The following is a 26,660-nucleotide window of genomic DNA, read 5'->3' as shown; positions in this document are numbered from 1 at the left end:
CACAAACAAGTCAACACACCAAAATACAAATTCTAAAAAAAACATTCAAAGCATTGATTTTAAAGGAGAGTTTGAAATTAGTCATACAAACTAACAGATTTTAACGTTTCGGAGCTGCATGACGGGAGCTATGGCTTTTCCCTACCACGACGAGGGCGCTCTCTTGGGTATTGCAGGCATTGCGCCCTTCCCAGTCTTATTCGGAAGACGGGCTGAAACGGGCGACCAGAGCGTGTGCATTGCCGGGATAGGTGAAGCGTACATAGGTGACGGCACCCGAATTGCTCCATGTGCGCCGCTCCACGACAAGGCAGGCCTGCCTGTCGGAGATACCCAACAGGCGTGCCACATCTTTCGAGGGCGTTTCGGCACTGATGCGGTGTTCGGCATTGCTCCAGGGAACATGGCCGAGAAGCCAGGGTCCGGGTGCAATCTCCGTGAAGTCGATTTCAGCGGCATCGGGAACGGTTGCCAGATTGACGAGACGCTGCTCGATACAGAATTCCCGCGTGCCCGCAAAATGAATGCAGACGATATCGAGCAGCGATGTACCAATGGCAATATCGAGACTTGTCCGATCCTCACGCTTCGCGACACGCTGTGTGCGCTTAAGGACCTTGAAGCCATATTCCAGGCCAAGGGATTCGACTTCCGCCCTGATATCGTGGATTTCGAGAACCGCGGACTGGATCTGCGGCTGGCGGACGAAACTGCCGGATTTCTTGCGGCGCTCGATCAAGCCGGCCTTCACAAGCTGGCCCATGACCTTGTTGACGGTCATGCGGGAGCAATCGTAGTGGGCGGCGAGATCAACCTCGAAAGGCAACCGGTGACCCGGCGGCCATTCGCCCGATACGATCCGGCCCTCTATATCACCGAGGATTCGCTGGTGCAGGGTTTGCCCGGCCGATGCTTTCGTCACGTCCGCAATGCCTTCCAACGGCTCGATGTCGTTCCTATCGAGCGCATATCAGCTATCGACAAGTTCGGCCATGACCTTGTTGAAGCGATCCGATATTTCATGGCGATGGACGTGCCGGCCCGCTTGCACCAGTTTTTTACCGCGCACCCAGACGGTATCGACGTGGGCGCTACTCGCGAACATCCACTGGTCGAGAATCTGGGATGCCGGAAGATGGGGAACGGCCGAGCAATCAAGCGCGACAAAATCAGCGCTTTTTCCCGCTTCTATCTGATTTTTTGAATCCAGCGCCCTGCCACCGCCTTGAAGCGCCTGCTGGAACAGTTTCTCGCCAGTGGAACGGCCGGCATCGGCGATGACATTGCGCGCCCGAAGCGACAGGCGCTGCGAATATTCGAGCATCCGCAATTCTTCCGGCACGGAGATCAAAATGTTGGAATCCGAACCGACACCGTAATGGCCGCCTTCCGCGATGAAACCGGGAGCGGGGAAGATGCCGTCGCCAAGATTGGCCTCGGTGATGGGGCAAAGGCCGGCAACGGCACCGCTTTTTGCCATGCGGCGGGTTTCGGCTTCTGTCATATGCGTCGCATGGATAAGGCACCAGCGATCATCGACCGGCGCATTCTGCAAAAGCCACTCCACCGGCCGCGCACCTGAAAAGGCGAGCGAGTCCTCGATTTCCTTGACCTGCTCCGCCACATGAATGTGGATCGGGCCGCCTTTCGCCAGCGGTTCGATCGCCGCCAGTTCTTCACCAGTTACGGCACGGAGACTGTGTGGCGCAATGCCGAGCGTTGCACCCGGAAGCCCATTCACCACGGCTTGGGCGCCCTGCATGAGCCTTTCGTAACTGTCGAGCGAATGGATGAAACGTTTCTGACCGTCGATCGGCGGCTGACCGCCGAAACCGGAATGCGCATAAAATACCGGCAGCAAAGTCAGGCCGATCCCCGTTTGCGAGGCGGCGGCACCGATACGTTCGGCCATTTCGGCGATATTGCCGTAATGCGAACCATCCATATCGTTATGCAGGTAATGAAATTCACCGACCCGTCCAAAACCGGCTTCCAGCATTTCCATATAAAGCTGGGCAGCAACCGCCTCGACATGATCCGGTGTCATTGACAGCGCGAATTTGTACATGACCGTGCGCCAGCTCCAGAAGCTGTCATCGGCAGGTCCGCGAATTTCAGCAAGCCCTGCCATGGCCCGCTGAAAGGCATGGCTGTGGAGATTGGGCATGGCTGGCACGATAACGGCATGCCGTTCATCCTGCGGCTGTGGAGAAACACCGGTTTCGACGGATGAAACAGCACCGCCCCTGCAGTGGATGCGAACATCTTGCACCCACCCATCGGCCAGAAGTGCTGCGCCCGCGTGAATTACCGTCATGCCACCCTCTCCTCTTGATCTCTTCTGACAAGGCGACATCGCATACGAAATTGCGGCTTGCCAACGTGATTATTATGTATATACATTTGGCACATAAAAGAAAGGCGAAAAGCAAATGCCAGGGAACAAATATACAAAGGGAATGACGACGGGTGACACTACCGCATTGTGGCGCAATGCCCGGCTGGCGACGTTTGATCCTACCATGGAAGGCATCGGCGCTATCGAAAATGCAGCCATTGCCATACGCAACGACCGCATCGTCTTTGCCGGCGCTGAAAGCGATCTGCCCGCCGACCTGGCAACGGCCGACGAGATAACCGATTGTGAGAGACGCTGGATCACCCCGGCCCTGATAGACTGCCACACACATCTGGTCTTCGGCGGCAACCGCGCCATGGAATTCGAAATGCGCCTCAATGGCGCGACCTATGAGGAGATCGCCAAAGCGGGCGGTGGTATCGTTTCTTCGGTACGCGACACGCGCGCCCTCTCGGAAGAGGCTTTGGTGGCACAGGCATTGCCCCGTCTGGATACGCTTCTGGCGGAGGGTGTCTCGACTCTCGAAATAAAATCCGGTTACGGTCTTGATATCGAAACCGAACTGAAAATGCTGCGCGTCGCTCGCAAACTTGAGACGTTACGGCCCGTTAGAATCGTCACCAGCTACTTGGCCGCGCATGCGACACCGGCCGAATATAAGGGCCGTAACGCCGACTACATTATGGACGTGGTTCTGCCGGGGCTGGAAAAAGCCAATGCGGAAGGACTGGCGGATGCGGTTGACGGTTTTTGCGAAGGCATCGCCTTTTCCGTTGAGGAAATGACCCGGGTTTTCGAAGCGGCAAAACAGTACGGTCTTCCCGTCAAGCTGCATGCCGAACAGCTTTCCAACCTCGGCGGTACGGAGCTTGCCGCGTCCTATGGTGCGCTTTCCGCCGATCATCTGGAATATCTTGATGAGGCCGGTGCAAAAGCATTGGCTAAAGCGGGAACGGTGGCCGTGCTTCTGCCCGGGGCCTTTTACGCGCTCCGCGAAAAACAGCTGCCCCCGGTTCAGGCCCTGCGCGATGCAGGCGCTGACATCGCGCTGGCTACCGATTGCAATCCTGGCACCTCACCACTGACTTCCCTGTTGCTGACCATGAACATGGGTGCCACGCTTTTTCGCATGACGGTGGAGGAATGCCTGACGGCGACCACGCGTAATGCCGCAAAGGCGCTCGGCCTGCTTGCGGAAACCGGCACGCTGGAAGCAGGAAAATCCGCTGATTTCACCATCTGGGATATCGAACGCCCGGCTGAACTTGTCTACCGCATCGGCTTCAACCCGCTCCACGCCCGCATTTTCAAGGGACAGAAGGTTTCTACATGACTATCACGCTTCACCCCGGCAATGTGACCCTTGCTGAACTTGCCGCAATCTACTGGGATAACGGCACAGCGAAACTCGACCGTTCGTTCGATGCCGGCATAAAAAAAGCAGCGGCCCGCATCGCCGAGATCGCCGCCGGCAACGCTCCGGTCTATGGCATCAATACCGGTTTCGGCAAACTCGCCTCGATCAAGATCGACGCAGCCGATGTTGCGACGCTGCAGCGTAACCTCATCCTGTCACATTGCTGCGGCGTCGGTGCGGCGCTTCCGGAAAATGTCGTGCGCCTGATCATGGCGCTGAAGCTGATTTCGCTTGGTCGCGGCGCCTCCGGCGTGCGGCTGGAACTGGTGCGGCTGATTGAGGACATGCTGGAAAAGGGTGTCATCCCTTCCATTCCGGAAAAGGGTTCGGTCGGAGCGTCGGGCGATCTCGCACCGCTTGCCCATATGGCCGCCGTGATGATGGGCGAAGGCGAGGCTTTCTATGAAGGTACGCTTCTGCCCGCCGGCGAAGCTCTCACTAGAGCCGGGCTGACCCCGGTCGTGCTCGCCGCCAAGGAAGGGTTGGCGCTGATCAACGGCACGCAAACCTCGACTGCGCTGGCGCTTGCCGGTCTTTTCCGCGCTCACCGCGCGGCACAGGCAGCGCTGATAACAGGTGCGCTTTCCACCGATGCCGCCATGGGTTCTTCGGCTCCCTTCCATCCCGATATTCACACATTGCGCGGCCACAAGGGCCAGATCGATGCGGGGGCTGCGCTGCGCAACCTGCTGGAAGGATCCGAAATCCGTGTCAGCCACATCGAAGGCGACGAGCGCGTTCAGGATCCCTATTGCATCCGCTGCCAGCCGCAGGTGGACGGCGCCTGCCTCGATCTTCTGCGACAGGTAGCCCGCACGCTTGAAATCGAAGCCAATGCCGTGACGGACAATCCGCTGGTGCTTTCCGACAATTCCGTCGTATCCGGGGGCAACTTCCACGCTGAACCGGTGGCATTTGCCGCCGACCAGACGGCGCTTGCCATCTGCGAAATCGGCGCGATCGCGCAACGCCGCGTGGCGCTGCTTGTCGATCCGGCTCTATCCTATGGCCTTCCGGCATTTTTATCGAAAAAACCGGGGCTGAATTCCGGCCTGATGATTGCCGAAGTCACCTCCGCTGCGCTGATGAGCGAGAACAAGCAGATGGCTCATCCGGCTTCGGTCGATTCGACGCCAACCTCAGCCAATCAGGAAGACCATGTATCCATGGCCTGCCACGGCGCGCGCCGCCTGCTACCGATGACGGAGAACCTTTTCGCCATCCTCGGCATCGAGGCGCTTTCGGCGGTTCAGGGCGTTGAGCTGCGTGGGCCATTGAAAACCAGCCCGGAGCTGCAAAAGGCAATCGCCGTGCTGCGTCAGGCGATCCCTTCATTGGAAGAGGACCGTTATATGGCGCCGGATCTGAAGGCGGCATCCGACCTTATTGCTACCGGCGCTCTTGTGTCCGTGATTTCCGACGGCATTCTTCCGAAGCTGGAGGCGTAAGATGCGCGTCTTCGATATTAAAGAAGGCACATCGCCCGTCATTCTCGGCCTGCCCCACACCGGCACCGATGTTCCGGCAGCGATTTGGCAACGCTTGAACGACAACGGCAAGATGCTTGCCGACACCGACTGGCATATTCACGGTCTCTACGCGGATCTGCTCCCCAACGCGACGACGGTTCGCGCCACCTTTCATCGTTATGTGATCGATGCCAACCGCGATCCTGAAGGCGTTAGCCTCTATCCAGGACAAAACACCACAGGCCTTGTTCCGGAAACCGATTTCGACGGCAAATCGATCTGGAATGAGGGGCAGGAACCGAATCAGGACGACATAGTCTCTCGGCTGGAAACGTTTCATGCACCCTATCACGCAGCCCTTGCCGCGGAAATCGAGCGGGTTAAGGCCATTCACGGCATCGCCATTCTCTATGATTGCCATTCGATCCGCTCGCATATCCCGTTCCTGTTCGAAGGCAAGCTGCCGGATTTCAACATCGGTACGGATATGGGCAGGACCTGCGACCCAGCCATCGAGACAATGGCGGTCGAATCGACCGCTGCGGCAGAAGGTTACACCAGCATTCTCAACGGTCGCTTCAAGGGTGGCTGGACGACACGCCACTACGGAAAGCCCGAAACCGGCGTGCACGCCATCCAGATGGAACTGGCGCAATCCACCCATCTAACGACAGAGGCACTGCCGTTTGCCTATGACGACGCCAAGGCCACCAAGCTTCGTATCCACCTGAAAGACATTCTCACGCGCATCGAAACGACTGCGCTGACACTCGCACACACCAAAAGGGGAACCAAATGACCAATCCTCGTCACAATATCCGCGACGTCCGCGCTGCGCGTGGAACCGAGCTGACCGCGAAATCGTGGATGACAGAAGCGCCGCTGCGCATGCTGATGAACAATCTCGATCCTGAAGTGGCCGAGAACCCGCACGAGCTGGTGGTTTATGGTGGCATCGGCCGTGCCGCCCGCACCTGGGCGGATTTCGATAAGATCGTCGCGACCCTGCGCGACCTCAACGAAGACGAAACGCTGATGGTCCAGTCCGGTAAACCGGTCGGCGTGTTCCGCACCCACAAGGATGCGCCGCGCGTGCTGATTGCCAACTCCAACCTCGTGCCGCACTGGGCGACATGGGATCATTTCAACGAGCTGGATAAAAAGGGTCTTGCCATGTACGGCCAGATGACCGCCGGTTCGTGGATCTATATCGGCAGCCAGGGCATCGTGCAGGGCACCTACGAAACCTTCGTGGAGGCCGGTCGCCAGCACTATAACGGCGATCTCACAGGCAAATGGGTTCTGACCGGCGGCCTTGGCGGCATGGGCGGCGCCCAGCCACTTGCCGCCGTGATGGCCGGTGCCTGCTGCCTTGCTATTGAATGCAATCCCGATTCGATCGATTTCCGTCTGCGCACCCGCTACGTCGATGCCCGCGCCGAAACTCTTGATGAGGCGATGGAGATGATTGAGCGCTGGACCGCCGCCGGTGAGGCGAAGTCCGTCGGCCTGCTCGGCAACACCGCTGAAATCCTGCCGGAAATGGTCCGCCGCGGCATCCGTCCAGACATGGTAACCGACCAGACCTCGGCGCACGACCCGATCAACGGCTATCTGCCGAAGGGCTGGACGATGGCCAAGTGGAAGGAAAAGCGCGAGAGCGACCCGAAAGCCGTCGAAAAAGCTGCCCGTGCCTCGATGCGCGAACATGTCGAAGCGATGATTGCCTTCCAGGACATGGGCATTCCGACTTTCGACTACGGCAACAACATCCGCCAGGTGGCAAAAGAAGAAGGGCTGGAAAACGCTTTCGCCTTCCCGGGCTTCGTTCCGGCCTATATCCGCCCGCTGTTTTGCCGCGGCGTCGGCCCGTTCCGCTGGGCGGCACTATCGGGTGATCCGGAAGACATCCGCAAGACCGACGCAAAGGTGAAGGAACTGCTGCCCGACAACAAGCACCTGCACAATTGGCTTGATATGGCCGCCGAGCGCATCGCCTTCCAGGGCCTGCCGGCGCGTATCTGCTGGGTTGGCCTTGGTGATCGCCATCGTCTCGGTCTTGCTTTCAACGAAATGGTCAAGAACGGCGAGCTCAGCGCTCCGATCGTCATCGGCCGCGACCACCTCGACAGCGGCTCCGTCGCCTCGCCGAACCGCGAGACCGAAGCCATGCAGGACGGTTCGGATGCCGTATCCGACTGGCCGCTGCTGAACGCGCTGCTCAATACCGCATCCGGCGCGACATGGGTTTCCCTGCACCACGGCGGCGGTGTCGGTATGGGCTTTTCCCAGCATTCCGGCATGGTCATCTGCTGCGACGGCACCGATGACGCGGCCCGCCGCATAGAGCGCGTGCTGTGGAACGACCCGGCAACCGGCGTTATGCGCCATGCCGATGCCGGTTACGAAATCGCCGTGGAATGCGCAAAAGAGCAGGGCCTGCGACTGCCCGGCATTCTCGGTAACTAAAGAAAAAACTCGGCGCAGTCTTCAGGCTGCGCCGTTTATCTGATCCGGGAAGAGAGCCGCGATCCACCCATCGTACAGTGCCGACAGCGGTGCCGCATCAGTTTCGACGCCGCTGTCGGCGGCCGGTGGAACTTCTGGTCTGTCTGCGGCTTTCTTACGTTGCTGTTTTTAACCGACCGACTGTATGCTCGTTTGAAAGCCGCGCTAACCGTTAGGCAGGCATGAAGGACATGGTAGATCAAAGAATGGCGTACAGGTTCCTTCCGCTTGCATTTACCCTCCTGCTCGGGGCACTTCTTCCGGTTTCCGCTACGAATGCCGTGGCGTCCGAAAAGCAGCAAAATGTTCCCGTGCGGATCGATGTGGGCGGCTACAAGCTGAACAGCATCTTGGTCGAGCCGGGAAAAAGCGCCGAGCTTCCGCCGATCCTCTTCATTCACGGCGCAAGCGCCAGTCTCTATGATCCGATGTTTTCGTTTCTCGAAAAGCTGAGAGGCCGTGCAAAACTGCTATTTGTCGACAGGCCAGGGCACGGCAATTCGGATATCGGCGGCAAGGCAAATATTCTCCCGGATGGACAGGCGGACGCCATTGCCCAGCTTATGAAAAAGCGAGGCGTCCCGAGAGCGATTATCGTCGGACATTCCTTTGGCGGCGCCATCGCGGCATCGCTTGCGGTCCGTCATCCGGAAATGGTCGCGGGCCTCGTATTCCTTTCTCCCGCTGTCTATCCATGGGAGGGTGGCATCGCCTGGTATTACACAGCGGCAAATGCGCCCTTCACCGGTCCGCTGTTCAGCACCTTCATTGCTCCGCCCGCCGGCCTCCTGGCATTGGATCAGGCAACGCGCGGTGTTTTTGCACCCAATTCCAGACCCGCCGGTTATGTGGAAGCAACGCATTCCGTGGCGGCCCTGCGGCCCAGGGCCTTTCGGCACAATGCGCAGGAGGTCGCGGCTCTCAATGAATGGGCGCGTGGAGCTTCCTCGGAGTATCGGCGCATCACGGCACCAACCGTCATCATAACCGGTGATACGGACACGATCGTCTCGCCAGAGGTGCATTCCCGTCATCTCGCCAGAGATATTCGCGGCTCCACTTTGATCGTCGTGCACAATCTCGGGCATAAATCTGACTATGTCGCCAGTGACCTTGCCATTGCCGCGATCGAAAAGGTTGCCGGCCGGCCATCCGATTTAAAGGCGGTCCAAAAAACGATTGAGCGACGCATCGAGAATGATCGCGGATCATAAACTTCCGCCCCCGCGCCCTTAACGACCCGATTCTGGACATCACATGAGAATATTACGCGCTTCCGAACACAAAACCATGCCGTGGAAAAATGGCGGCGGCGTTACGGTGGAAATCGCCATCCATCCGCCGGGTGCTTCCGTGGATGCATTCGACTGGCGCGTCAGCATGGCGACCGTTGCTCAGGACGGACCATTTTCCAGCTTCGCCGGCATAGACCGCACGCTTGCGATTATCGAGGGAAACGGCCTTGAACTTGCTATTTCGGGTCATGAGCCGGTGGCGCTGACGACGGAGAGTACCCCCCTGCCCTTTGCCGCCGATGTTCCCGTAGATGCGACCCTGATGGACGGCGCGATCGTCGACCTGAATGTCATGACCCGCCGCTCGTCCTTCGCCCACAGCGTGCAAAGACTATCCGGCAGCCGCTCGATGCAGGCGGCAACGGGAACAAGGCTGATCCTCGCGCTCGATCCTCTGACGGTCGCCGTCAACAACGACACAGCCCGGCTGGAGAAGCTGGATAGCGTTTTCATCACGGAAAGCGTGCCGTTCACCATCGATTCAGATCATGGTGAAGGCATATTCTTTCTGATCACGCTACAAGATATTTGAAGCGTCGCAGCCTCAGTCCAACCCCAGCGGATCGGCCACCCGTGGCCATAGCTGGAGGCTTGCCTTGCGATAGGCGGTTGTGGCCGGATCGGTCGGATAGGAAGTGGGCGCGGCGATATAAACGATCTCGGAAGCGACCGGCGCAAAACCCGCATGGAAGTGGTTGGTGGACTTCACCAGCAGCACGTCTTTCCTGGCAAAATCAATGCCGAGATTGGAAAAGATATCCGGCTCATAAGTTTGCGTGCGGCTGGTAATGAGAATGATATCGATTTCCGTTCCGACCGGTCGAACGACGGCGGCGCGGCCGAGCGTGACGCGGCTGTTTCGGAAACTCTGCCACCCTGCTTCTGCAGTGCGCATGACCCTGATCCGGAAATCGAGCGGCTCGCCACCTTCGGGACTGGATTTGCCGCCAATACGCAGATCAATCTCTGCCCCCTCGCCTGCCGCGTGACAGAAAGACACAGCAATCGGATCCCAGATCGTTGCCACACCGATATTGTCCATGCCGCGCTCCACCATGCGCCGCAGAATATGGGTGGCATCACCCGCAACGCCACCACCGGGATTATCCCATATATCCGACACCACGACCGGCATATCCGGATGCTCACTACGAATGGCGAGAACCCTGTCGAGACCCGATTCCGTGTCGAGCATCGGCATGGCAGTCAACTTGCGCATGGCATAAAGCTCATGGCCGAGTTTTTCGGCCAGTGCGTCACCTTTTGCCCTGTCATTATCTGTCACGACGACGATACGCGTGCCCATATCTGGTACATCGCCTGCCATGAAACCGTGAATGACGGAAATAGACAGCACGCCGTCCTTGCCCTCCAAAGCCTTCAAACGGTCAACATAAGAACGCATTGGTTCGCGGCTGGTGGGGTAAATGGTGATCATGCGGCAATCGAAAGTGGAAATAACCGGCCTGATCTCTCCGCGGAGGGTGCGAAGTGCCAGTTCAACGACGTGCTCACCACGTTCCTCAAAATCCGTATGCGGGAATTCCAGAAACGTCGCCATGATATCGAGATTTTGGACCCTTAAAGGGGTCAAATGGCTGTGGGGATCGAATTCCGCCGCGATCAGTACGTCGGGACCAACAAGCGTGCGGACATGCGACAGGAAATCGCCTTCCGGATCGTCATAACCCTGCGCGACCATGGCGCCATGGAGACCAAGAATTACCGCATCGACCGGCAGGGCGGCGGCAAGCTCGGCAAGAATTGTATCGCGTAGCGTTTCATAGGTCTGGCGCTGTATCAGCCCCGCCGGTTCCGCCCAGCAGGAGGTACCCTCGATTACCGTAAACCCTTCCGCTTTGCCGCGTCGGCGCAGAATTGGTACCGGTGAGGAGCACAGTGTCGGCGTTTCCGGATGTTCGCCGGGCCCAGCGTAAAAAGCCGCGCGAAAGGCGTCCATGTCCGTCGGGACGGGTGAAAACGTGTTGGTTTCGGTGGCAAGCGATGCCGTGAATATGCGCATGACTGTCATTCTCGTTGCCGATGCCCGCTTTTAAGCAGCATTTTTTTGCAATTTAATTAGCCGGGTAATGTTACCAGACGGTGCCGCGTGCTGCCACGTCTTCCACCCGCGTCACGATACCGTTTCGATGGAAAACCATCCTGTCGAAAAGATTAGTGATGACGCAGGTGTGGTTCGGCACAACCTTGACCAGCTCACCGATTTCCGGCCGGCCCGATGTGCAGCCCGACAAATCGACCACCGCATGTTCTTCCGAAAGCGACATGATTTTCGCGCCTTCATACCCTTCAATCAGCCCGTAATCGCTGAACCCAAGCAGATCGGAGGTCAAAGCCTTGGAGCCACAATCGAGCACAGCGCGATCAGCTGTCGGTCGCGACACCACTGTGGCAAGAACATGCATTGCCAGGTCGCCAGCGGTGCAATGTCCGGCACGCAGCATCGAACGGTCATTATATACATAGGTGCCCGCCCGATATTCGGTTGCGGAGGGAACGAGGTGAGCAGAGAAAAAATCCGGTGAGCCGCCACTGGAGCGAACCGGGCAGTCGATGCCCTTTTCCGCAAGCAACGCCATGGTTTTCCGAATGAAGTTATCCACCTTTTCAGCGCCACCGGGTGCCGGATAGGTCAAAATGCCCTTGAAATCGAGGCCCGGTGCCGCGACGATCTTTTCTGCAAGCTGCAACACGGCGTCCGGGGTCTGCACACCGCAGCGTTTTCCGCCGGTATCGCATTCGACAAGAACGGAAAGCGGTCTTTCCGCATCGAATGTGCCGGCAAGGCCGGCAATCGTCACGGCGCTGTCGGCGACGACGCTCAGTTGCCCTATACGCGCATTCAATGCCCTCAGCCGCGAGAGTTTCGCCACGCCGAGGATATTGTAGGTAATGAGGATGTCGTCGAAACCGGCATCCGCGAAAACTTCCGCCTCGCTGACCTTCTGGCAATTGATGCCGATGGCGCCCGCCTGAAGCTGCTGCTTCGCAATGGCTGGTATCTTATGCGTCTTGATATGGGGGCGAAAAGCCATGCCATGTCCATCAAGATAGGACTGCGCCCGCGCAATATTTGCGGCAAGTCGGTCCTCGTCGATCACGGGCATCGGCGTCGAGATCGCATCGAGTGGGGTGCCTTCGTCAGGCCAGGGGTAGGTCATCGTCATACGCTCTCAGGATCGGAAATTGGCAATCAAACCAGTGGCTTATAGGCGATAACATCCATTTCAACCTTCGCATCGACCATCAGGGGCGACTGCACGGTTGAACGTGCCGGTGGATGATCGATGAAATATTTCTGGAAGACCGCGTTGAAGCTCGAAAAATCCCGAGCATCATCCAGCCAGACATTGACCTTGACGACATCGGCAAGTGTACAATCCGCAAGCGCCAGAACATCCATGATATTGGCCACAACCTGCTCGGTCTGAGCCACAATGCCGCCAGTTACTACTTCACCATCGACTGTTGGCACCTGTCCAGACACATAGACGAAATCACCGGCCCGCACGGCCTTGGCAAAAGGCCTGCGCTGTCCGCCAGCCTGAGCGTCAGCCGTCTCGAATCGTACCAGTTTCTGCTTTTCCATAGATGCCTCGCAAATAATTTTCATAGAAATCATATTTTTAAGGGTTTAATAGCTCGTTTTGCATCAATATTCCATAAGTGATGTAAATAATTTAGCAATTGTGTAAATCATCAACTCGCGGACGGATGGACGTCACGGTGAGCTATTCGTATCGCCGCACGTTGTCGAACCGAATAATGAGGCTCAAAACCCATTGTCTGTCGCGATCTATGGAAGCGGCTATTGGCTGAGCCACGGCTCTCACTAACCCTTAGCTCTATCGCGTAATGAGGAAGCCCGGTACATTCGGATGGCTGCCTGATGAGAGAAATAGAGAGGTTAGCCGCGGCAAACCTCAGTATCTGAAAAGTTAGAGGAGCAGTCTCAAGCGCAAACTCTTCAAGACCTGGCGCTGTGCGAGTGTTCTTTCCTTCACATCAACCGTGTGCCGAAACCCGCCGGTCCGATACCACTCTGTCCGTGACAGCTCGCGCAATCTTTTGCGCCTGCACGCGGATATCCGGCACGGCGGTTATCTCCCAAAAGCGGCCCGCCGTCAGCGCCCCGGCGGCAAACAGGCCAGGCCAGATCTGCCCGTCCGCGTTTGACAAGCGCGACTGGCCATCGACCTCGACCCCAAGACCAAAGGCGTCGAGCAAAAGCACGCCATCGTCCCGCATGGTTTCCAAAAGCCGTGAATGACCGATCCCCGCCCTCTCCATTCCCGTACAATTAACGACCCAATCGACCTGAAGCTCTCTAAGCGTCTCCGTATGCCGACGGCGATAGAGTACGGCGATCCCCTCGTCCTGCTCGTCGAGAGCGCGAAGATAACCGGCATGGATCTCTAGGACGCCGTCAGACAATAGCTTTTCAAAAGCCTTATGCACTTCGGGCGCGATTCGGTGCCGGTGAATGTTCCACCAGGGCAAAGCATGGCGAAGAAACCGGCTTCGCTGCTCAGATGTCAGGCTCTGCCAAAGCAGCTGGGTCTTCGGCCTTAGACCGTCCATGACAGTACGCCACGGCGCACCATCTTTCACCTGCTTACGCAGAGCCTGCACTAACCGGCTGATCTCGGTCGAACCTTCTGGTAAGCGCGGATCAGCTGGCGACAGTGGCGGGCTGATATGTGGATGCGGCACAAGTCCGCGGCGGGACAATACGTGGATTGGGCCACGGTGTCCCTTTCCTCGAAGCGTCAGGACCTGATCTATCATCGTCAGGCCAGAACCCAGAATACAGATGCGGTCCCCCGCCTTTACTTTCGACAGCCATCCAGACTGCCAGCAATGCCCGATGATGCGATGCGGCGCGTCGTCATCTTTCGTCAGAGTTTGCACCGGCAAACTTGCCGCGCCGACACCAAGACATAAGACAACATTTTTCGCTCGTAGCTTCTCACCATTCTCCAGTGCAAAAGAGAAACCGCCATTGCCATCCGGGCGACAGGCTGAAGCCTTGGCACGGATGAAGTCCACCCTCGCCCGCTGATCCCGGCTTCTCAGCAGGCTGGCGAGCCTGTCCCTGAGATAGAGGCCGTAGTCGCCACGTGAGGCAAAAGCCAATGGATCATTGCCGAGCCCATTCTCCGTCAGCCAATCGAGAAAGTCATCAGGCCTGTCGGGGAATACGCTCATCCGCCCTGCCGGCACATTGAGCCGGTGATAGGGCAACTCGGTACGATAGGCCGTACCGCGCCCGAAATCCGACTCGTCGCCGACAATGGCGATCGACGCGTCCCCGGGCAGGAATGATAAGAGATGAGCGGCGGTACAGATGGCCGAGAAACCCGAACCGACGATAGCGACATCATAGGACATTTATTCCTCCAACCTGCGACAGCACGAAAGGTCAGGCGGTGGGCGCCGAACCCGTTGATACTCTAGTCGATGAGTAGAGATTAAACATCTGCCAATGTCTACCCTTCACTTTCCGCCGGCGGGATCGCGCCCTGCACATTTGGTGCGCGGGATTCCCAAAGTTAGCCGCGGCAAACTTTCGCTCTGATCGCTCCTTGTCAGTTTTGAAGGAAGTCGAAAAACCGCGTCTCAGCCAGAACGAAGATGAAGTTAGCCGCGGCTAACCGAAAAACTGTCACAAAAAGCAAAACTGATTCTTCCACAATGCCTTAGCGGTACTTCTGCATCCGGGAAAAAAGCCTATTGCGCCAAAAAGAGAATCGGCGCTTATATCTCAGTTGCGGAAAAAACCGTCTTTTTCGAAAAAAACCGCAACTGCAATATCGAGCGAAAGTAGATCCATGACACAGAGTGCCGACTCAAGATTTGCTGCAGGGGCACCCGACCTCACGAGCCTTATACAACAGCATTCGGCTGCATTGTCAGCCCAATTGCAGGCGCATAATGCGAATACGTTTTCGCCGCATACCGAAAAGAGTATGCGCCATTTTTCGCCGGCGGAAACCGCCCGGCTGATTGGCATCGGTGAAGCCTATCTTCGTCAGATCGCCGCTGAGCGTCCGGAGCTCGACGCAGCGCAGGCATCCGGTCGTCGTTCCTATTCGGTAGAGGATATGGACGAAATCAGAAAGTTTCTCGATCAGGGCGCGCGCGGCACGCGTCGTTATCTCCCCCACCGTCGCGAAGGCGAGGAATTGCAGGTCATCGCCGTGATGAATTTCAAAGGCGGTTCGGGTAAGACCACGACGTCCGCGCATCTGGCGCAATATCTGGCGCTACGCGGTTACCGGGTTCTGGCGATCGATCTTGATCCGCAGGCCAGTCTCTCCGCTCTCTTCGGTCACCAGCCCGAAATGGATGTCGGCCCGAATGAAACGCTCTACGGCGCGATCCGCTACGATGACGAACGCCGGCCGATCGCCGAGATCGTTCGCGGCACCTATATTCCCAACCTTCATATCGTTCCGGGCAATCTGGAGCTTATGGAGTTCGAACATGATACCCCGCGCGCACTGATGCGTCGCGCACCGGGCGACACGCTGTTCTTCGCTCGCATTGGCCAGGCAATCGCCCAGGCCCAGAATTTCTACGACGTCGTGGTCATCGATTGCCCACCGCAACTCGGTTACCTGACGCTTTCGGCGCTGACGGCAGCAACATCGGTTCTCGTGACCGTTCATCCGCAAATGCTTGATGTCATGTCCATGAACCAGTTCCTTGCCATGACTGGCGATCTTCTCGCTGAAATCGGCAGGGCCGGCGCACGCTCCGATTATAACTGGATGCGTTACCTCATCACGCGTTTCGAACCGAGCGATGGGCCGCAGAACCAGATGGTGGCTTTCCTGCGCTCGATCTTCGGTGAAAACGTCCTCATTCACCCGATGCTGAAGAGCACGGCCGTTTCGGATGCCGGATTGACCAACCAGACGCTTTTCGAGGTGGAAAGAACCCAGTTCACGCGCTCCACCTATGACCGCGCACTGGAAGCCATGAACAACGTGAACGCTGAAATCGAGGGATTGATTAAAAAAGCGTGGGGTAGGGCAGCATGAGCAGAAAACAGATTTTCGCCAATCTTGGCACGCCAGGCACAGACAACGATACCACTCCCGAGCGGTCCCGTCCGCGTGTCAGACCCATCCTCGGTTCTCCCGAACTGGTGACGGATGTGTCGAACTCGCCAGTCGGCATGATCGGCCAGTCTCTGAACGAAGTGTCGGAACGCTCCAAGCGTGCTGAAGAGATCGAAAAACGGCTCGCAGAGGGCCTTACGATCGTTTCGCTCAATCCTGCTGATATCGACCCATCCTTCATACCCGACCGCATGCCAGCCTCAGAAGAGGCTGATGCAGGCCTGGTGGAGGCTATTCGCGAGCAGGGCCAGCAGGTTCCCATTCTGGTTCGCCCGCATCCTGAATTTCCGGGACGTTATCAGGTCGCATTTGGCCATCGCCGTCTGCGCGCCGTTTCCAACCTGGGTATTCCGGTCAAGGCCGTGGTTCGCGATCTCAGCGACGAACAGCTGGTTGTCGCCCAGGGACAGGAAAACAACGAGCGCCGTGACCTAACCTATATCGAAAAGGCGCGCTTCGCCCAGAAACTGCAGATGCGGTTTCCGCGTGATACGATCATGGCGGCGATGTCCCTGCACAAGGGCGATCTTTCCAACATGCTATCGGTTGTCGGTCGCATTCCCGAGGATCTGATCGATCTTATTGGTCCAGCACCCACCGTCGGTCGCCGTAACTGGATGGATCTCGCAGATCAGCTCTCCTCGTCACAGGTCAAGGAAGCTGCGCGCGCTTATGTAAGGGAGCCATCCGTTGCCGCTCTTCCGTCCGAAGAACGCTTCAAGTCGCTTCTGGATTTTCTGAAACCCAAGGCCCAGGCAAAGAAAGCCGGTGTTTGGTCTTCGGAAACTGGCAGCAGGCTGGCAAAGGTGGTCGAAAGCGACCGCAAGCTGGATATATCCATCGACAAGAACGAGGCGCCGGAATTTGCCGATTTCGTTCTGGAACATCTTCAGGCGCTGTTTGCCGAATACCGGTCCAAGCAGTGATTGTTAATACCAACGACTAACAGGAGAAGCATTACAAAAGAAAAAAGCCCCCGAACGTTGCCGCACGGAAGCCTTTCTTTGATCTAAGCAACCAAAGAATCTCATTTCCGCGAATCATAGTCAAGAGTCTTGGCATCGAATTTTTCGGTGAGCGATTTTCTTTTGCCTTGTGAAAGGTGAAAGACATGGACAGCACATGTGTAACGACGCCCTTTGGGCGGCGAGCGATGTCGTTTGGCGTCCTCGCAACTCAGTTTGCCGCGCAGAAAAACAAAAAGACCGAGGCGGTCGATAAATGGAAACTCTACCGTTCGGTCTGTGAAGCCAGACCATTGCTCGGCGTGACCGATCGTTCTCTAGCGGTCTTGAACGCCCTTCTGAGTTTTTATCCGAAAAATGAACTCTCCAGCGAAGCCGGATTGGTCGTCTTTCCGTCGAATACGCAATTGTCATTGCGAGCACATGGAATGGCAGAACAGACATTGCGCCGCCATCTCTCGGCTCTCGTCGAGGCCGGTCTCATCATTCGCAAGGATAGTCCGAACGGAAAACGCTACGCCCGTAAGCACAGGGGCGGGGAAATCAGCGAAGCCTATGGTTTTTCGCTGGCACCGCTTCTCGCCCGCAAATCGGAAATCGAGGAACTCGCCGAACGCATCGTTCGCGAGCGGCTCGACCTTCAGCGGCTTCGTGAAAACATCAGCCTGTGCCGCCGCGATATCCAGAAGCTTTGCGAGATGATAGCCGCCAGCGGTGAAGTCGTAACGTCAGAAGGATTCCAGGCGCGCTACAATGCCATTGCCCGGTCTCTCGGCCGTAATTCAAAGCCTGTCGAACTCAAGGAAATCGCCGGATTTTTGGTCTCCCTGCGTGCAGAAGTGACCAACTATCTGGAAAATATTGAAAATTCGGAGAAATCGGGCGGCAATGACTGCCAAAATGAGCGCCTCATAAAGAATTCAGAATCCGAATCTATATCTAAACCGCAAAATTTGCGTGAACCGGTAATCGTCGCACCTGCCGACACGACAGTCGTACAGCCAGAATACGCCGTACCCGTCAGTGCAAAACCGTCATCGCAACAGCCAAAGCCTGTTCTTCATAAGCAATTTTTTGTTCCTGATATTGTTTTGGTTGTGAAGGCTTGCCCGGACATTTCCCTCTATGCACCCGGAGGAGCAGTGACTGGATGGCGTGATCTGGAAGTGGCGACATCAGTCATCAAAACCATGTTTAACGTTAGCCAATCGGCCTACCAGGACGCCCTCACCACTTTCGGTCGACAGGGAACAGCGGCGATTCTTGCCTGCCTGCTGCAAAAGGCGGACCAGATCAGCTCGCTGGGCGGATATCTGCGCAATCTCACCCGTAAAGCCCACGAGGGCGGGTTTGATCTTCAGGCCATGCTTCTGGCGCAACTGCGGGGTCGAACTGACGGGATAGAGAGAAGCATGGCCGTATGAGTTCTTGAGGACTGACAGAAAATGGCGTCGGCTTGCCGAATTCCCAGTCTGCAGCTACATTGACGCTGTTTCTGCAAGACATCGAAGATTCGCTGTGAGGCTGCCAGTGTTTACGAACAGACTGCGCTGGCAGGGGGTCCTATGGTTAATGCAAAGTAATGAAAGTTAAGCCTTGATTGGCTTTCGTTTGAGTTATTCCATGATTGGTTTCAATCGCTTGAGTCCGGGAATATTTTAGCGGTAGTGCGATGATACGGGCAGGAAAAGCGCGATTTTTATGCGTTTCTTGCCTGACTAGACCGGGGTAATGCCGAGATTTCGATATGGCACGATGTTGGAACTGAACCTTCCTTAAGATCGTGCGTTTCCCTATCTATGTTGGAAGGGGGGCGGTGAGCCTATGGTTTTTCCAGACGATATGGAGCTGGCTGTCGCTGTGTACATGGCAGACATTGCCTTGCCTCGACATACCGCCATCGAAAAGCTCTTGAAGGCGGGACTTGAAGATGCCGGTTATTTAACCGGAGGTGAGGGGCGACCGCCGGAAATTGTCGACGGGCAACCAAGTTCAGACTATGTGCAATATCGAACCTATCTGGACGAGGACAGCTGAAAGACGGCTGGAACCAAACCGGGCGAGGGCTGTTTATGGCGCAGTCAATTGTGACAGGATGTGCCGATGTTCTCCAAGTCCCTCTTTATCGCGACAATTGTCATCTCCGCGACGAGCCACCCGATATTTGCTCAGCCTTTAGAGGTCAGCATATTGGAACCGACCAAGACCCGTAGCGCCGCATTCTCGTCTGGGGCGACAGCATCGAATTATATTACCGATGTCTCCGGCAAGACAGTGCGTCTGGTAGGACCGCGTTTTTATCCCGACAATGCGCGGGCGCTGCAGTTTCCCGGCCGGGACTCGAATGTTAATTCTTCGGATGAAGCGCAACGCTAACGCGATCGCAATAATTCATATTGACGAACAGGGGCAGAATGGGAACCGAAAGCGAAACGTCCGGGCAGAAACCGGATGCGCAAACCTGGATCAAACAGGACGGGCACGAAGCAGAAAAGGCGACCTTTCCTGAACTGTTCTTTGATCTGGTTTTCGTTTTCGCGCTCATTCAGCTTTCCCATGCGCTAGCAAAGGACTTCGGACCGACAGCGGCGCTTGAGGCGGGCATACTGATATTGTCACTTTGGTGGTTGTGGATACACACCACCTGGATCACCAACCTGCTGAATACCGAAAAGGAGCCTGTCCGGATTCTGCTTTTCGTCCTGATGTTCGGCGGGGTTCTTTTGGCCATCGCGCTGCCGGAGGCTTTTGCGGAACAGGGTTTCGTGTTTGCCCTTATCTACAGTGCCATGCAGGTGGGAAGGAGCCTATTTGCACTTTATGCCTTCAAGGGAGAGGACAGGCAGTCTTTTCTGGTTTTTGTGCGGGTGACGATCTGGCTAGTCATATCGAGCCTGTTCTGGCTGGCTGGTGGGCTTGTCGATTTGATGGATCGAATCCTCCTGTGGGGTATAGCACTCGCGATAGAATATGCCGGACCGGCTTTTCGTTATGTCGTCCCGGGATTGAAAGCAAGCGATGCGGATAAGCTGCATCTTTCCGGCGAGCACCTTGCGGAGCGCTGTGCGCTTTTCGTCATCATCTGTCTCGGGGAAACGATCCTAACCACCGGCCGCACGGCCACGGAATATATGAATTCCGGCCTCACATTCATCGTCTTTTGTTCGGCCTTCGTCAGCACCGTCACAATGTGGTGGATCTATTTCCATCACGGGCAGGAAGAGGCCTCCAGAAAGGCCGAACATGCCGACGAGAAAGCGAAGATCGCCCAAAATCTTTTCAACTATGGACATCTGCCTATCGTGGCCGGCATCATTCTCACGGCAGTTGGAGAGGATTTCAGCCTGTCCCATGCCCATGAAGGGACGACGATGAGGGAGTCCATCGCCATTCTTGGCGGCCCGATTCTGTTTCTAGCCGGTAATATCGGCGTCAAGATTGCTGCCACCTATCAGCGGCCGATCTCGCATTTTGCCGGAGTAGCGGCGCTCTGCCTGCTTCTGCCAGTGCCTGGCGTGCCGCTTTTTGCGCTGCAACTGGCAAGCACGGGGATTTTGCTGCTGGTGGCGCTTTGGGAATATCTGGCGCTGAAAAAATCAGTCGCCAACGCCTAGGCAGTGGCGAAATTGCGTGCCCTGTCGTTCCATAGCCTCAGGCTGCGGGCATAGGCCTTTTCGAAAGGCAGCACCATATCATTGAGGAGCATCAGGGCGATGGCAGCTGTGGAGACGATGATGGTTTCCGCTCTCTCGTCTCTGGCCGCCCCCGTCCAGACGGCGCGCCAATATTCGAAGGTGGTGAACATGGTCGGCATTTCGGCCGGTGGGGTTTCGCGGGCCGGAATGACGAACTCGACATCCTCGCCCTTGGAAAGACCGAAGATCCGGGTGCTGCGGAAGGGAGTAAATTGCGCGAAATCCCGCGTATTGCCGAGAATGGCAAGGCTCTCGACGGAAAGCAGCCGCGCCGTATCGCGATGAAGCTCCTGATAGGAGGGGCGGGCGACGCCGATAATGGTGCTTCTGGCGCGAAGCGGATTGAGAAGATGCACGACCGTATTGAGCGGCAGGCGCATTTCCAGAATGCCGTGCAGGCCAAGCAGGCTCTGAAACTGTAACGATAGTCCACCGATCGGCAGATAGGCGATCCCTTGCGAGGCAGTGGCCTTGGCCGCCTGCGAAAGTGAATGGCAGAGCGGTATGCCGCAGGCTTCAGCGGCGAGTTCGAGCTTACCGCCATTTTCTCCCTGGCCCACATGGCCGTGTAACAAGACGCTATATCCCGCCATGGAAACGAGACGCGCGGAATGCAGGAACCAGGGTGCATCGCGATGTTTGGGCGACATATAGGCCGGCCAGTCAAGATCGACCGATGCGGGCGCTTGCTGGTCTCTTTTTATATGGCCCCACATGGCTTCGATAAAACCGGCAAGCTCTGCCGCGGTCACACCGCGATATTGCATGGTCGCAAGTAGGGCTCCTATCTGTATGGGATCTGCATCGCCTTCGAGAATGATCGAAAGCGCGTCCATCGCCTCTTGCTGGCTGAGCGGGCGGCTGTTGCCGATGCCCATCGCCGAGGTCGCTATATATTTGGCGAGCCTGTGCTGCGGATCGGCATTGTGGCCGATGCGGGCAAGGCGGTCCGCTATATTTTCCGGTGTCGGCTGACCTTCCAGAAGAACGCTGGGGCGCAGCGAAAGAGGCGGCGCCTTCATCAGCACCGGCCGTTCCCAGCCGCTAACATTGGCGGCGGCAGGAGCTGCCGCTTTTTCCTGTGAATAATCGATCAGGTTTTCCGCCTCCGCCGCCAGCGAACGAATGCGCAGCCGCATGGTCTCGGCAAAAGGGGTGGGTCGCAAACCCTGGCCGGTGCGTAAGAACAGCTGGTCGCCGTATTTCTCGCGCAGCTGCTGTAATATCCGACTCATCGATGATGTCGGCAGTCCCATGCCTGCCGCTGCGCGGCTGACGCTTCCTTCCCGCAACAACGCATCGAACGCGACAAGTAGTTTCAGCTGACCAAGCCTGTCGGGCTTTGTCGGGGAAGCTGGTTCTTCTTTTCTCTTGCCGGTTGTCATCTTGCTGTTTTTTTACCCCGCCCCCGATTAGAGGTGGCCTTTTTGCAATTTCTGGAATTTAGAACTGTTCGAAAACAAACGCGTTGCGCCAGACCTCCCTCCTAAATAAGTGGGGGTAAATTCTCAAGTTAAATGCGGGGGCGTAACATGGAATTGAAGTACCGCGGGCAGGATATGGCCGCGACGATAATAAAGGCTGGCATTTCCGTCGCTATGGCGGGAACGGCGCTCAGCGTTGCATTGCCTGCTGTCGCGCAGCAGGCGACCGACGGAACCACCGTTCTTCAGCAGATCGTGGTGACCGCGTCCGGCTTCGAGCAGAATGTAAAGGATGCTCCGGCCAGCATCACGGTTGTGACGCGAGAAGATCTGGAAAAGGGGTCTTACCGCGATCTGACAGACGCCTTGCGCGAAGTTCAGGGCGTGTCTGTCACCGGCATTGCCAATGAGAAGGATATTTTCATTCGCGGATTGCCCGGCGCTTACACGTTGATCCTGGTTGACGGTAAGAGGCAGAGCACGCGCGATGCCCGTACCAATGGTAATTCCGGCTTCGAACAGAGTTTCGTACCGCCGGTTTCGGCGATCGAACGCATCGAGGTCGTGCGCGGCCCGATGTCCTCTCTTTACGGTTCCGATGCCATGGGCGGCGTCATCAACATCATCACCCGCAAGGTTGGCGATGTCTGGTCTGGCTCCGTCACCAGCGAGGGTACGGTTCAGCAACATTCAAAATTCGGTAATAGCGGTCAGGTGTCCTGGTATGCCAATGGGCCGATCCTGAAGGACCGGCTGGGGCTGCAGATCTGGGGCAGGGGCTTCACGCGCGGCGAAGACCGCATATTGAATGGTACGACGGGCGCGAAGGAATATGATTTCAATGGACGTTTGACCTTCACGCCGAATGAGGATCACGACATCTATCTCGAGGCTGGCAAAGCACGGTTGCGCCGCGATGCCGAGTCCGGCGAGACGCTGGCAGCCAATGCAGACGGCACCTACAACACCAATACGCGCGACCATTGGTCATTGTCGCATACCGGCCGGTGGGGACCGACCACGTCTGAATTCTCCTTCCAGCAGGAATGGGCCGAGCGCACCAACTTCACCAGAAACTTTCGCACGGGACGCGTCACTGAAAATCCGCGCTCGCCGGAGATTCGCAATAGCGTTCTCGACGGCAAGTTCACCACGCCGTTCGAACTGTTCGGCAACCATACGCTCGTCACCGGCGGTCAATATTTCGAGGCACAGCTGAAGGACCAGAATCCGGGACGCCGTACCGGTCGCGACGAAACTTTCTCGGCGACGCAATGGGCGCTCTTCGTCGAGGATGAATGGCGCATTGTCGATAGCTTTGCGCTGACTGGCGGCCTTCGTCTGGATAACCATGAAAAATATGGCAATCATTTCAGCCCGCGCCTTTACGGCGTCTGGAGCGCAACCGACGATCTTACGATCAAGGGCGGCATTTCAACAGGTTTCCGCGCACCGGAAATCCGCCAGATCGCACCGGGTTACGCCTATACGACTGGCGGCGGTGGTTGCACCTATGCCTCGAACGGTACCTGCGGCGTGATCATCGGCGATCCGGGTCTGGAGGCGGAAAAAAGCACGAGTTATGAATTGGCAGCACTCTGGGACAACGGTGATGTCGCCCTTGGTGCGACCTATTTCTACACAGATTTCAAGGACAAGATTTCCAACGCGCTGGTGCTCAATCCGGATGGAACGCCTGCCCGCTGGAGCGAAGATAGCAATTATCGCCTCTGGTACAATTACAATATCGACGACGCGGTCATTCAGGGCATAGAACTGACGGCAGCATGGTATGCGACGCCGGAACTGACATTGCGCGGCAACTATACCTATACGCATTCCGAACAGAAGACGGGCGATTACGAGGGTTTTCCGCTGGCGCGGACACCGGAGCACATGGCCAATCTGAGAGGCGAATGGGTCACCCCGGTGGACGGGCTGGAAGCCTGGGCCTCGGTGAATTATCACGGATCGGAAATCAATGCGGGTCCGCGCATCGGTACGAACGGCAAACCGGTTACGATCAACGGCAAGGCCGGGCGTAAATATGACGCTTACACCACCCTCGACATCGGGGCGAAATATGCGGTGGCCCAAAATGTCGATCTCAACGCGGCGGTTTACAATGTATTCGACAAGGAAGTAGGCGGTGACGATTTCAACACGGTCATGGAAGGCCGCCGCTTCTGGATCAGCATGACCGCCAAATTCTGATCCGCGATATTTATGAATTCAGAGGCGCCCGATGGGCGCCTCTTTTTGCCATCCATCCTATTGACCTCAACTATGGTTGAGGAATTATACCGGCTGCTCTCTAGTGTGTTTCCGCGTTTTTCAGAGCGGAGGCCGTTCAGAAAACGGAGCCGGCATGGAAAATACCATCTTTAAACACAGCCTGACGGTTGGGGAGGTTGCGCGTCGTAGTGGCGTCGCCGTTTCCACCATCCATTTTTACGAGGCGAAGGGATTGATCGAAGGTTGGCGCACCAGCGGGAACCAGCGTCGTTATCATCGCGCCGTCCTGCGGCGCATTGCCATTATCCGCATTGCGCAGCGGGCAGGTATCCAGCTCAGCATCATCAGGGACGCCTTGGCGGATTTGCCGCAGGACAGGGTGGCGACGACGGCTGACTGGCGCGTGTTTTCGCAGTCCTGGCGGGAAATGCTGCAGCTTCGTATCAACAACCTGATTATGCTGCGCGACCAGCTTACCGGCTGTATCGGTTGCGGTTGCCTCTCACTTGATGACTGTCCCTTACGCAATCCAAACGATGTTCTGGCCGATGCCGGCGCGGGCCCGCGCCGTCTCGTATCCGTCAAATGAGCAAGGTTTCCGGCTGGCCGCTTTAAAAGCAATTGTTCCTACTCGACGTCGGCCGGAACCCAGACACTGACGTTGCCGCCATTGGTGGAAAACAGACCCTTGCCATGCTCGTCAAGGGTGATCTGTTCGTGACGGTGTCCAAGGAAATCGCGCCATACAGCTCCCGCCTGCTCAGGGCCGAGATCTATCTGTTTTTCCGCCGCCTCGCCGTTCGACATCACCACAACGCAGCCCGGCTCATCGGCGGTACCGTGGCGAATAAACGCAACGCAGCTCGGATCGTCGAAAATATCCGTCTGGGCACCGTTGGAAAAGCGGCTGCGTGCCTCGATGAGCTTCGGAAGGCATTCGATAGCCGGCATGACGATCTCATGGTCGTTGCCGTCATTGCCGGTGTCTGTATACGTCGTACCGAAAAGATCGGGATAAAAGACGCAAGGCACACCTTCTTCGCGCAGCAGAATGATCGCATAGGCCAGAGGCTTGAACCAGGGTTCTACCGGCGCTTCCAGAGATTGCAGCGGCTGCGTGTCGTGGTTGTCGACAAGCGTGACGGCGTGATCTGGAACAGCGGAAAGCAGCGAACCATCGAAGATAGTGCGCATGTCGAAATCGCCGCCCTGCTTGGAAGCGTCATGGAAGCGGTGGTGAAGGGCGACATCGAAGAGCATCAGCTGCTTGTCGACCAGATCGAGATAGCTTTTCAGCGCGTCTATATCGGGGTGCCAGTATTCCGCCACAACGAAGAGGTCGGGATTAATCGTGTCGCGCATATGGCCTACCCAGTCGCGGAAGAACCATGCCGGAATATGTTTGGCCGCATCCAGACGGAAACCATCCACCTGCACCTGTTCGGCAAGCCACCGGCCCCAATATTTCAGTTCCTCGTACACAGCCCTGTTTCGGAATTCGACATCCGCGCCCATGAGATAATCGAAGTTGCCGTTTTCCTCGTCGACCTCCTCATTCCATTCGCCGTCGCCATATTCGTTGACGAGACGGAAAATGCCGTCCTCATCAGGCTCTTCGATGTGGTCGACGCCGCTGAAGCACTTCAGGTCCCAGATGAATTTGGAATGCGTGCCGTTTCGGCCGGGAAAGGTGAAGCGCGTATAGGCGTGCGCCTCGAAATCCTCGTCCTCTATCTCGGTGCGGTCATCGGGATTGACGCGGCGAACCCGCACCTTCTCTCGTTCATCCGCGCCCATCTTGTGATTGAGAACCACGTCGTGAATGACGCGGATGCCGTTTTCCTTCAGCGTCCGACCGGCCTGTTCGAGGGCAGCGCGATCACCGTATTTGGTCGCGACTGTTCCCTTCTGGTCGAATTCGCCAAGGTCGAAGAGATCATAGGTATCGTAACCTACCGAAAAACCGCCCGCAGAACCCTTGTAGGCCGGCGGTAGCCAGACGTCGGTAATACCCATTCGGGCAAGGCTTTCCGCCTTTTCGGCCACCTCGCTCCATAATTTCCCTCCGTCCGGATAGTACCAATGGAAGAATTGAAGCAAGGTGCGTCCGGCCATATTTCCCTCATGATGGTTAGCAGGTCGCGC

The 26,660-nt window shown here is 57.0% G+C and carries 22 protein-coding genes; 14 read left to right on the top strand and 8 right to left on the bottom strand.

Annotation, left to right across the window (positions count from 1 at the left end; all coding sequences use genetic code 11):
* Window positions 1–196 precede the first annotated feature (196 nt).
* Both hutC and T18_RS12330 read right to left on the bottom strand, forming a co-directional pair.
* Window positions 197–922 carry a histidine utilization repressor gene (gene hutC, locus T18_RS12335; protein ID WP_025595286.1) on the bottom strand — a complete coding sequence of 242 codons (726 nt, stop codon included), beginning with the start codon at window positions 920–922 and terminating at the stop codon, window positions 197–199.
* A 48-nt stretch (window positions 923–970) separates the two neighbouring features.
* On the bottom strand, window positions 971–2,317 hold the full coding sequence (locus T18_RS12330) for a formimidoylglutamate deiminase (RefSeq protein ID WP_038494485.1): 1,347 nt from the start codon (window positions 2,315–2,317) through the stop codon (window positions 971–973).
* Between the two features lie 115 nt (window positions 2,318–2,432).
* Here T18_RS12330 and hutI point away from each other — a divergent pair, with 115 nt between their 5' ends.
* The 6 genes from hutI (at window position 2,433) to T18_RS12300 (ending at window position 9,580) form a co-directional block, all read left to right on the top strand.
* The gene (gene hutI / locus T18_RS12325; RefSeq protein WP_038494482.1) at window positions 2,433–3,692 is read left to right on the top strand and encodes an imidazolonepropionase; all 1,260 of its coding nucleotides are present in this window, start codon (window positions 2,433–2,435) and stop codon (window positions 3,690–3,692) included.
* Window positions 3,689–5,224: a histidine ammonia-lyase gene (gene hutH, locus T18_RS12320; protein WP_038494479.1), complete on the top strand. Its 1,536-nt coding sequence runs from the start codon at window positions 3,689–3,691 to the stop codon at window positions 5,222–5,224. Before hutI ends, hutH begins: the two co-directional genes overlap by 4 nt.
* Window position 5,225: 1 nt before the next feature.
* Window positions 5,226–6,044, top strand: a complete 819-nt coding sequence (gene hutG, locus T18_RS12315) for an N-formylglutamate deformylase (RefSeq protein WP_038494476.1) — start codon at window positions 5,226–5,228, stop codon at window positions 6,042–6,044.
* Window positions 6,041–7,714 (top strand): urocanate hydratase, encoded by a 1,674-nt coding sequence (gene hutU / locus T18_RS12310; protein ID WP_025595291.1) that lies wholly within the window; start codon window positions 6,041–6,043, stop codon window positions 7,712–7,714. The genes hutG and hutU overlap by 4 nt, the downstream gene beginning before the upstream one ends.
* Before the next feature lie 245 nt (window positions 7,715–7,959).
* Complete coding sequence (locus T18_RS12305) at window positions 7,960–8,967, top strand: alpha/beta fold hydrolase (RefSeq protein WP_233284962.1); 1,008 nt, start codon at window positions 7,960–7,962, stop codon at window positions 8,965–8,967.
* Between the two features lie 43 nt (window positions 8,968–9,010).
* Complete coding sequence (locus tag T18_RS12300; protein WP_038494470.1) at window positions 9,011–9,580, top strand: HutD family protein; 570 nt, start codon at window positions 9,011–9,013, stop codon at window positions 9,578–9,580.
* 12 nt (window positions 9,581–9,592) lie between these two features.
* Here the strand turns inward: T18_RS12300 and T18_RS12295 are convergent, their stop codons facing one another.
* From T18_RS12295 to T18_RS12280, 4 genes are all read right to left on the bottom strand, one after another.
* Window positions 9,593–11,071, bottom strand: coding sequence for a M81 family metallopeptidase (locus T18_RS12295; protein ID WP_038495844.1), 1,479 nt, complete (start codon window positions 11,069–11,071; stop codon window positions 9,593–9,595).
* 70 nt (window positions 11,072–11,141) lie between these two features.
* Window positions 11,142–12,230, bottom strand: a complete 1,089-nt coding sequence (locus tag T18_RS12290; RefSeq protein ID WP_038495841.1) for a D-TA family PLP-dependent enzyme — start codon at window positions 12,228–12,230, stop codon at window positions 11,142–11,144.
* 32 nt (window positions 12,231–12,262) lie between these two features.
* Window positions 12,263–12,658 (bottom strand): RidA family protein, encoded by a 396-nt coding sequence (locus T18_RS12285; protein WP_003511636.1) that lies wholly within the window; start codon window positions 12,656–12,658, stop codon window positions 12,263–12,265.
* Between the two features lie 416 nt (window positions 12,659–13,074).
* Window positions 13,075–14,460, bottom strand: a complete 1,386-nt coding sequence (locus T18_RS12280) for an FAD/NAD(P)-binding protein (protein ID WP_038494467.1) — start codon at window positions 14,458–14,460, stop codon at window positions 13,075–13,077.
* A 440-nt stretch (window positions 14,461–14,900) separates the two neighbouring features.
* Between T18_RS12280 and repA the strand changes: the two genes are divergently transcribed.
* The 6 genes from repA to T18_RS12250 all read left to right on the top strand — a co-directional run bounded on the left by repA (window position 14,901) and on the right by T18_RS12250 (window position 20,775).
* Window positions 14,901–16,115: a plasmid partitioning protein RepA gene (gene repA / locus T18_RS12275; RefSeq protein ID WP_075807637.1), complete on the top strand. Its 1,215-nt coding sequence runs from the start codon at window positions 14,901–14,903 to the stop codon at window positions 16,113–16,115.
* Window positions 16,112–17,122 (top strand): plasmid partitioning protein RepB, encoded by a 1,011-nt coding sequence (gene repB, locus T18_RS12270; RefSeq protein WP_013761957.1) that lies wholly within the window; start codon window positions 16,112–16,114, stop codon window positions 17,120–17,122. Before repA ends, repB begins: the two co-directional genes overlap by 4 nt.
* 185 nt (window positions 17,123–17,307) lie before the next feature.
* On the top strand, window positions 17,308–18,585 hold the full coding sequence (gene repC, locus T18_RS12265; protein ID WP_075807636.1) for a plasmid replication protein RepC: 1,278 nt from the start codon (window positions 17,308–17,310) through the stop codon (window positions 18,583–18,585).
* A gap of 400 nt (window positions 18,586–18,985) precedes the next feature.
* Window positions 18,986–19,198, top strand: coding sequence for a hypothetical protein (locus T18_RS12260; RefSeq protein ID WP_038494459.1), 213 nt, complete (start codon window positions 18,986–18,988; stop codon window positions 19,196–19,198).
* Window positions 19,199–19,264: 66 nt separating this feature from the next.
* Window positions 19,265–19,537, top strand: coding sequence for a hypothetical protein (locus T18_RS12255; RefSeq protein ID WP_038494456.1), 273 nt, complete (start codon window positions 19,265–19,267; stop codon window positions 19,535–19,537).
* Between the two features lie 38 nt (window positions 19,538–19,575).
* Window positions 19,576–20,775 (top strand): low temperature requirement protein A, encoded by a 1,200-nt coding sequence (locus T18_RS12250; RefSeq protein ID WP_038494453.1) that lies wholly within the window; start codon window positions 19,576–19,578, stop codon window positions 20,773–20,775.
* Here the strand turns inward: T18_RS12250 and T18_RS12245 are convergent.
* Window positions 20,772–22,241, bottom strand: coding sequence for a glycosyl transferase family protein (locus T18_RS12245; protein ID WP_038494450.1), 1,470 nt, complete (start codon window positions 22,239–22,241; stop codon window positions 20,772–20,774). The two genes, T18_RS12250 and T18_RS12245, sit on opposite strands and share 4 nt — an antisense overlap.
* 147 nt (window positions 22,242–22,388) lie before the next feature.
* On the opposite strand from T18_RS12245, the gene T18_RS12240 reads away from it, so the two are divergent.
* Both T18_RS12240 and soxR read left to right on the top strand, forming a co-directional pair.
* Window positions 22,389–24,494 carry a TonB-dependent receptor plug domain-containing protein gene (locus T18_RS12240; RefSeq protein WP_038494447.1) on the top strand — a complete coding sequence of 702 codons (2,106 nt, stop codon included), beginning with the start codon at window positions 22,389–22,391 and terminating at the stop codon, window positions 24,492–24,494.
* A gap of 154 nt (window positions 24,495–24,648) precedes the next feature.
* Window positions 24,649–25,104, top strand: coding sequence for a redox-sensitive transcriptional activator SoxR (soxR, locus tag T18_RS12235; RefSeq protein ID WP_013761951.1), 456 nt, complete (start codon window positions 24,649–24,651; stop codon window positions 25,102–25,104).
* 38 nt (window positions 25,105–25,142) lie between these two features.
* On the opposite strand, the gene amyA is transcribed toward soxR, so the two are convergent.
* Window positions 25,143–26,630: an alpha-amylase gene (gene amyA, locus T18_RS12230; RefSeq protein WP_025595302.1), complete on the bottom strand. Its 1,488-nt coding sequence runs from the start codon at window positions 26,628–26,630 to the stop codon at window positions 25,143–25,145.
* Between the last annotated feature and the right edge of the window lie 30 nt (window positions 26,631–26,660).

It is taken from the genome of Rhizobium sp. TBD182 (genome assembly GCF_001950375.1).
Lineage (GTDB): Bacteria > Pseudomonadota > Alphaproteobacteria > Rhizobiales > Rhizobiaceae > Agrobacterium > Agrobacterium tumefaciens.
This window is presented reverse-complemented; position numbering and strand designations above follow the sequence as displayed.

What these genes read in the sequence shown, in the direction of transcription:
- T18_RS12290 (WP_038495841.1), bottom strand. Translation starts at nt 12,230, where the DNA reads ATGACCTACCCCTGGCCTGACGAAGGCACCCCACTCGATGCGATCTCG.
- hutI (WP_038494482.1), top strand. Translation starts at nt 2,433, where the DNA reads ATGCCAGGGAACAAATATACAAAGGGAATGACGACGGGTGACACTACC.
- T18_RS12240 (WP_038494447.1), top strand. Translation starts at nt 22,389, where the DNA reads ATGGAATTGAAGTACCGCGGGCAGGATATGGCCGCGACGATAATAAAG.
- T18_RS12295 (WP_038495844.1), bottom strand. Translation starts at nt 11,071, where the DNA reads ATGCGCATATTCACGGCATCGCTTGCCACCGAAACCAACACGTTTTCA.
- T18_RS12250 (WP_038494453.1), top strand. Translation starts at nt 19,576, where the DNA reads ATGGGAACCGAAAGCGAAACGTCCGGGCAGAAACCGGATGCGCAAACC.
- T18_RS12305 (WP_233284962.1), top strand. Translation starts at nt 7,960, where the DNA reads ATGGCGTACAGGTTCCTTCCGCTTGCATTTACCCTCCTGCTCGGGGCA.
- hutU (WP_025595291.1), top strand. Translation starts at nt 6,041, where the DNA reads ATGACCAATCCTCGTCACAATATCCGCGACGTCCGCGCTGCGCGTGGA.
- T18_RS12330 (WP_038494485.1), bottom strand. Translation starts at nt 2,317, where the DNA reads ATGACGGTAATTCACGCGGGCGCAGCACTTCTGGCCGATGGGTGGGTG.
- T18_RS12285 (WP_003511636.1), bottom strand. Translation starts at nt 12,658, where the DNA reads ATGGAAAAGCAGAAACTGGTACGATTCGAGACGGCTGACGCTCAGGCT.
- hutG (WP_038494476.1), top strand. Translation starts at nt 5,226, where the DNA reads ATGCGCGTCTTCGATATTAAAGAAGGCACATCGCCCGTCATTCTCGGC.
- T18_RS12245 (WP_038494450.1), bottom strand. Translation starts at nt 22,241, where the DNA reads ATGACAACCGGCAAGAGAAAAGAAGAACCAGCTTCCCCGACAAAGCCC.
- T18_RS12260 (WP_038494459.1), top strand. Translation starts at nt 18,986, where the DNA reads ATGGTTTTTCCAGACGATATGGAGCTGGCTGTCGCTGTGTACATGGCA.
- soxR (WP_013761951.1), top strand. Translation starts at nt 24,649, where the DNA reads ATGGAAAATACCATCTTTAAACACAGCCTGACGGTTGGGGAGGTTGCG.
- repA (WP_075807637.1), top strand. Translation starts at nt 14,901, where the DNA reads ATGACACAGAGTGCCGACTCAAGATTTGCTGCAGGGGCACCCGACCTC.
- repB (WP_013761957.1), top strand. Translation starts at nt 16,112, where the DNA reads ATGAGCAGAAAACAGATTTTCGCCAATCTTGGCACGCCAGGCACAGAC.
- T18_RS12255 (WP_038494456.1), top strand. Translation starts at nt 19,265, where the DNA reads ATGTTCTCCAAGTCCCTCTTTATCGCGACAATTGTCATCTCCGCGACG.
- hutH (WP_038494479.1), top strand. Translation starts at nt 3,689, where the DNA reads ATGACTATCACGCTTCACCCCGGCAATGTGACCCTTGCTGAACTTGCC.
- T18_RS12300 (WP_038494470.1), top strand. Translation starts at nt 9,011, where the DNA reads ATGAGAATATTACGCGCTTCCGAACACAAAACCATGCCGTGGAAAAAT.
- repC (WP_075807636.1), top strand. Translation starts at nt 17,308, where the DNA reads ATGGACAGCACATGTGTAACGACGCCCTTTGGGCGGCGAGCGATGTCG.
- T18_RS12280 (WP_038494467.1), bottom strand. Translation starts at nt 14,460, where the DNA reads ATGTCCTATGATGTCGCTATCGTCGGTTCGGGTTTCTCGGCCATCTGT.
- amyA (WP_025595302.1), bottom strand. Translation starts at nt 26,630, where the DNA reads ATGGCCGGACGCACCTTGCTTCAATTCTTCCATTGGTACTATCCGGAC.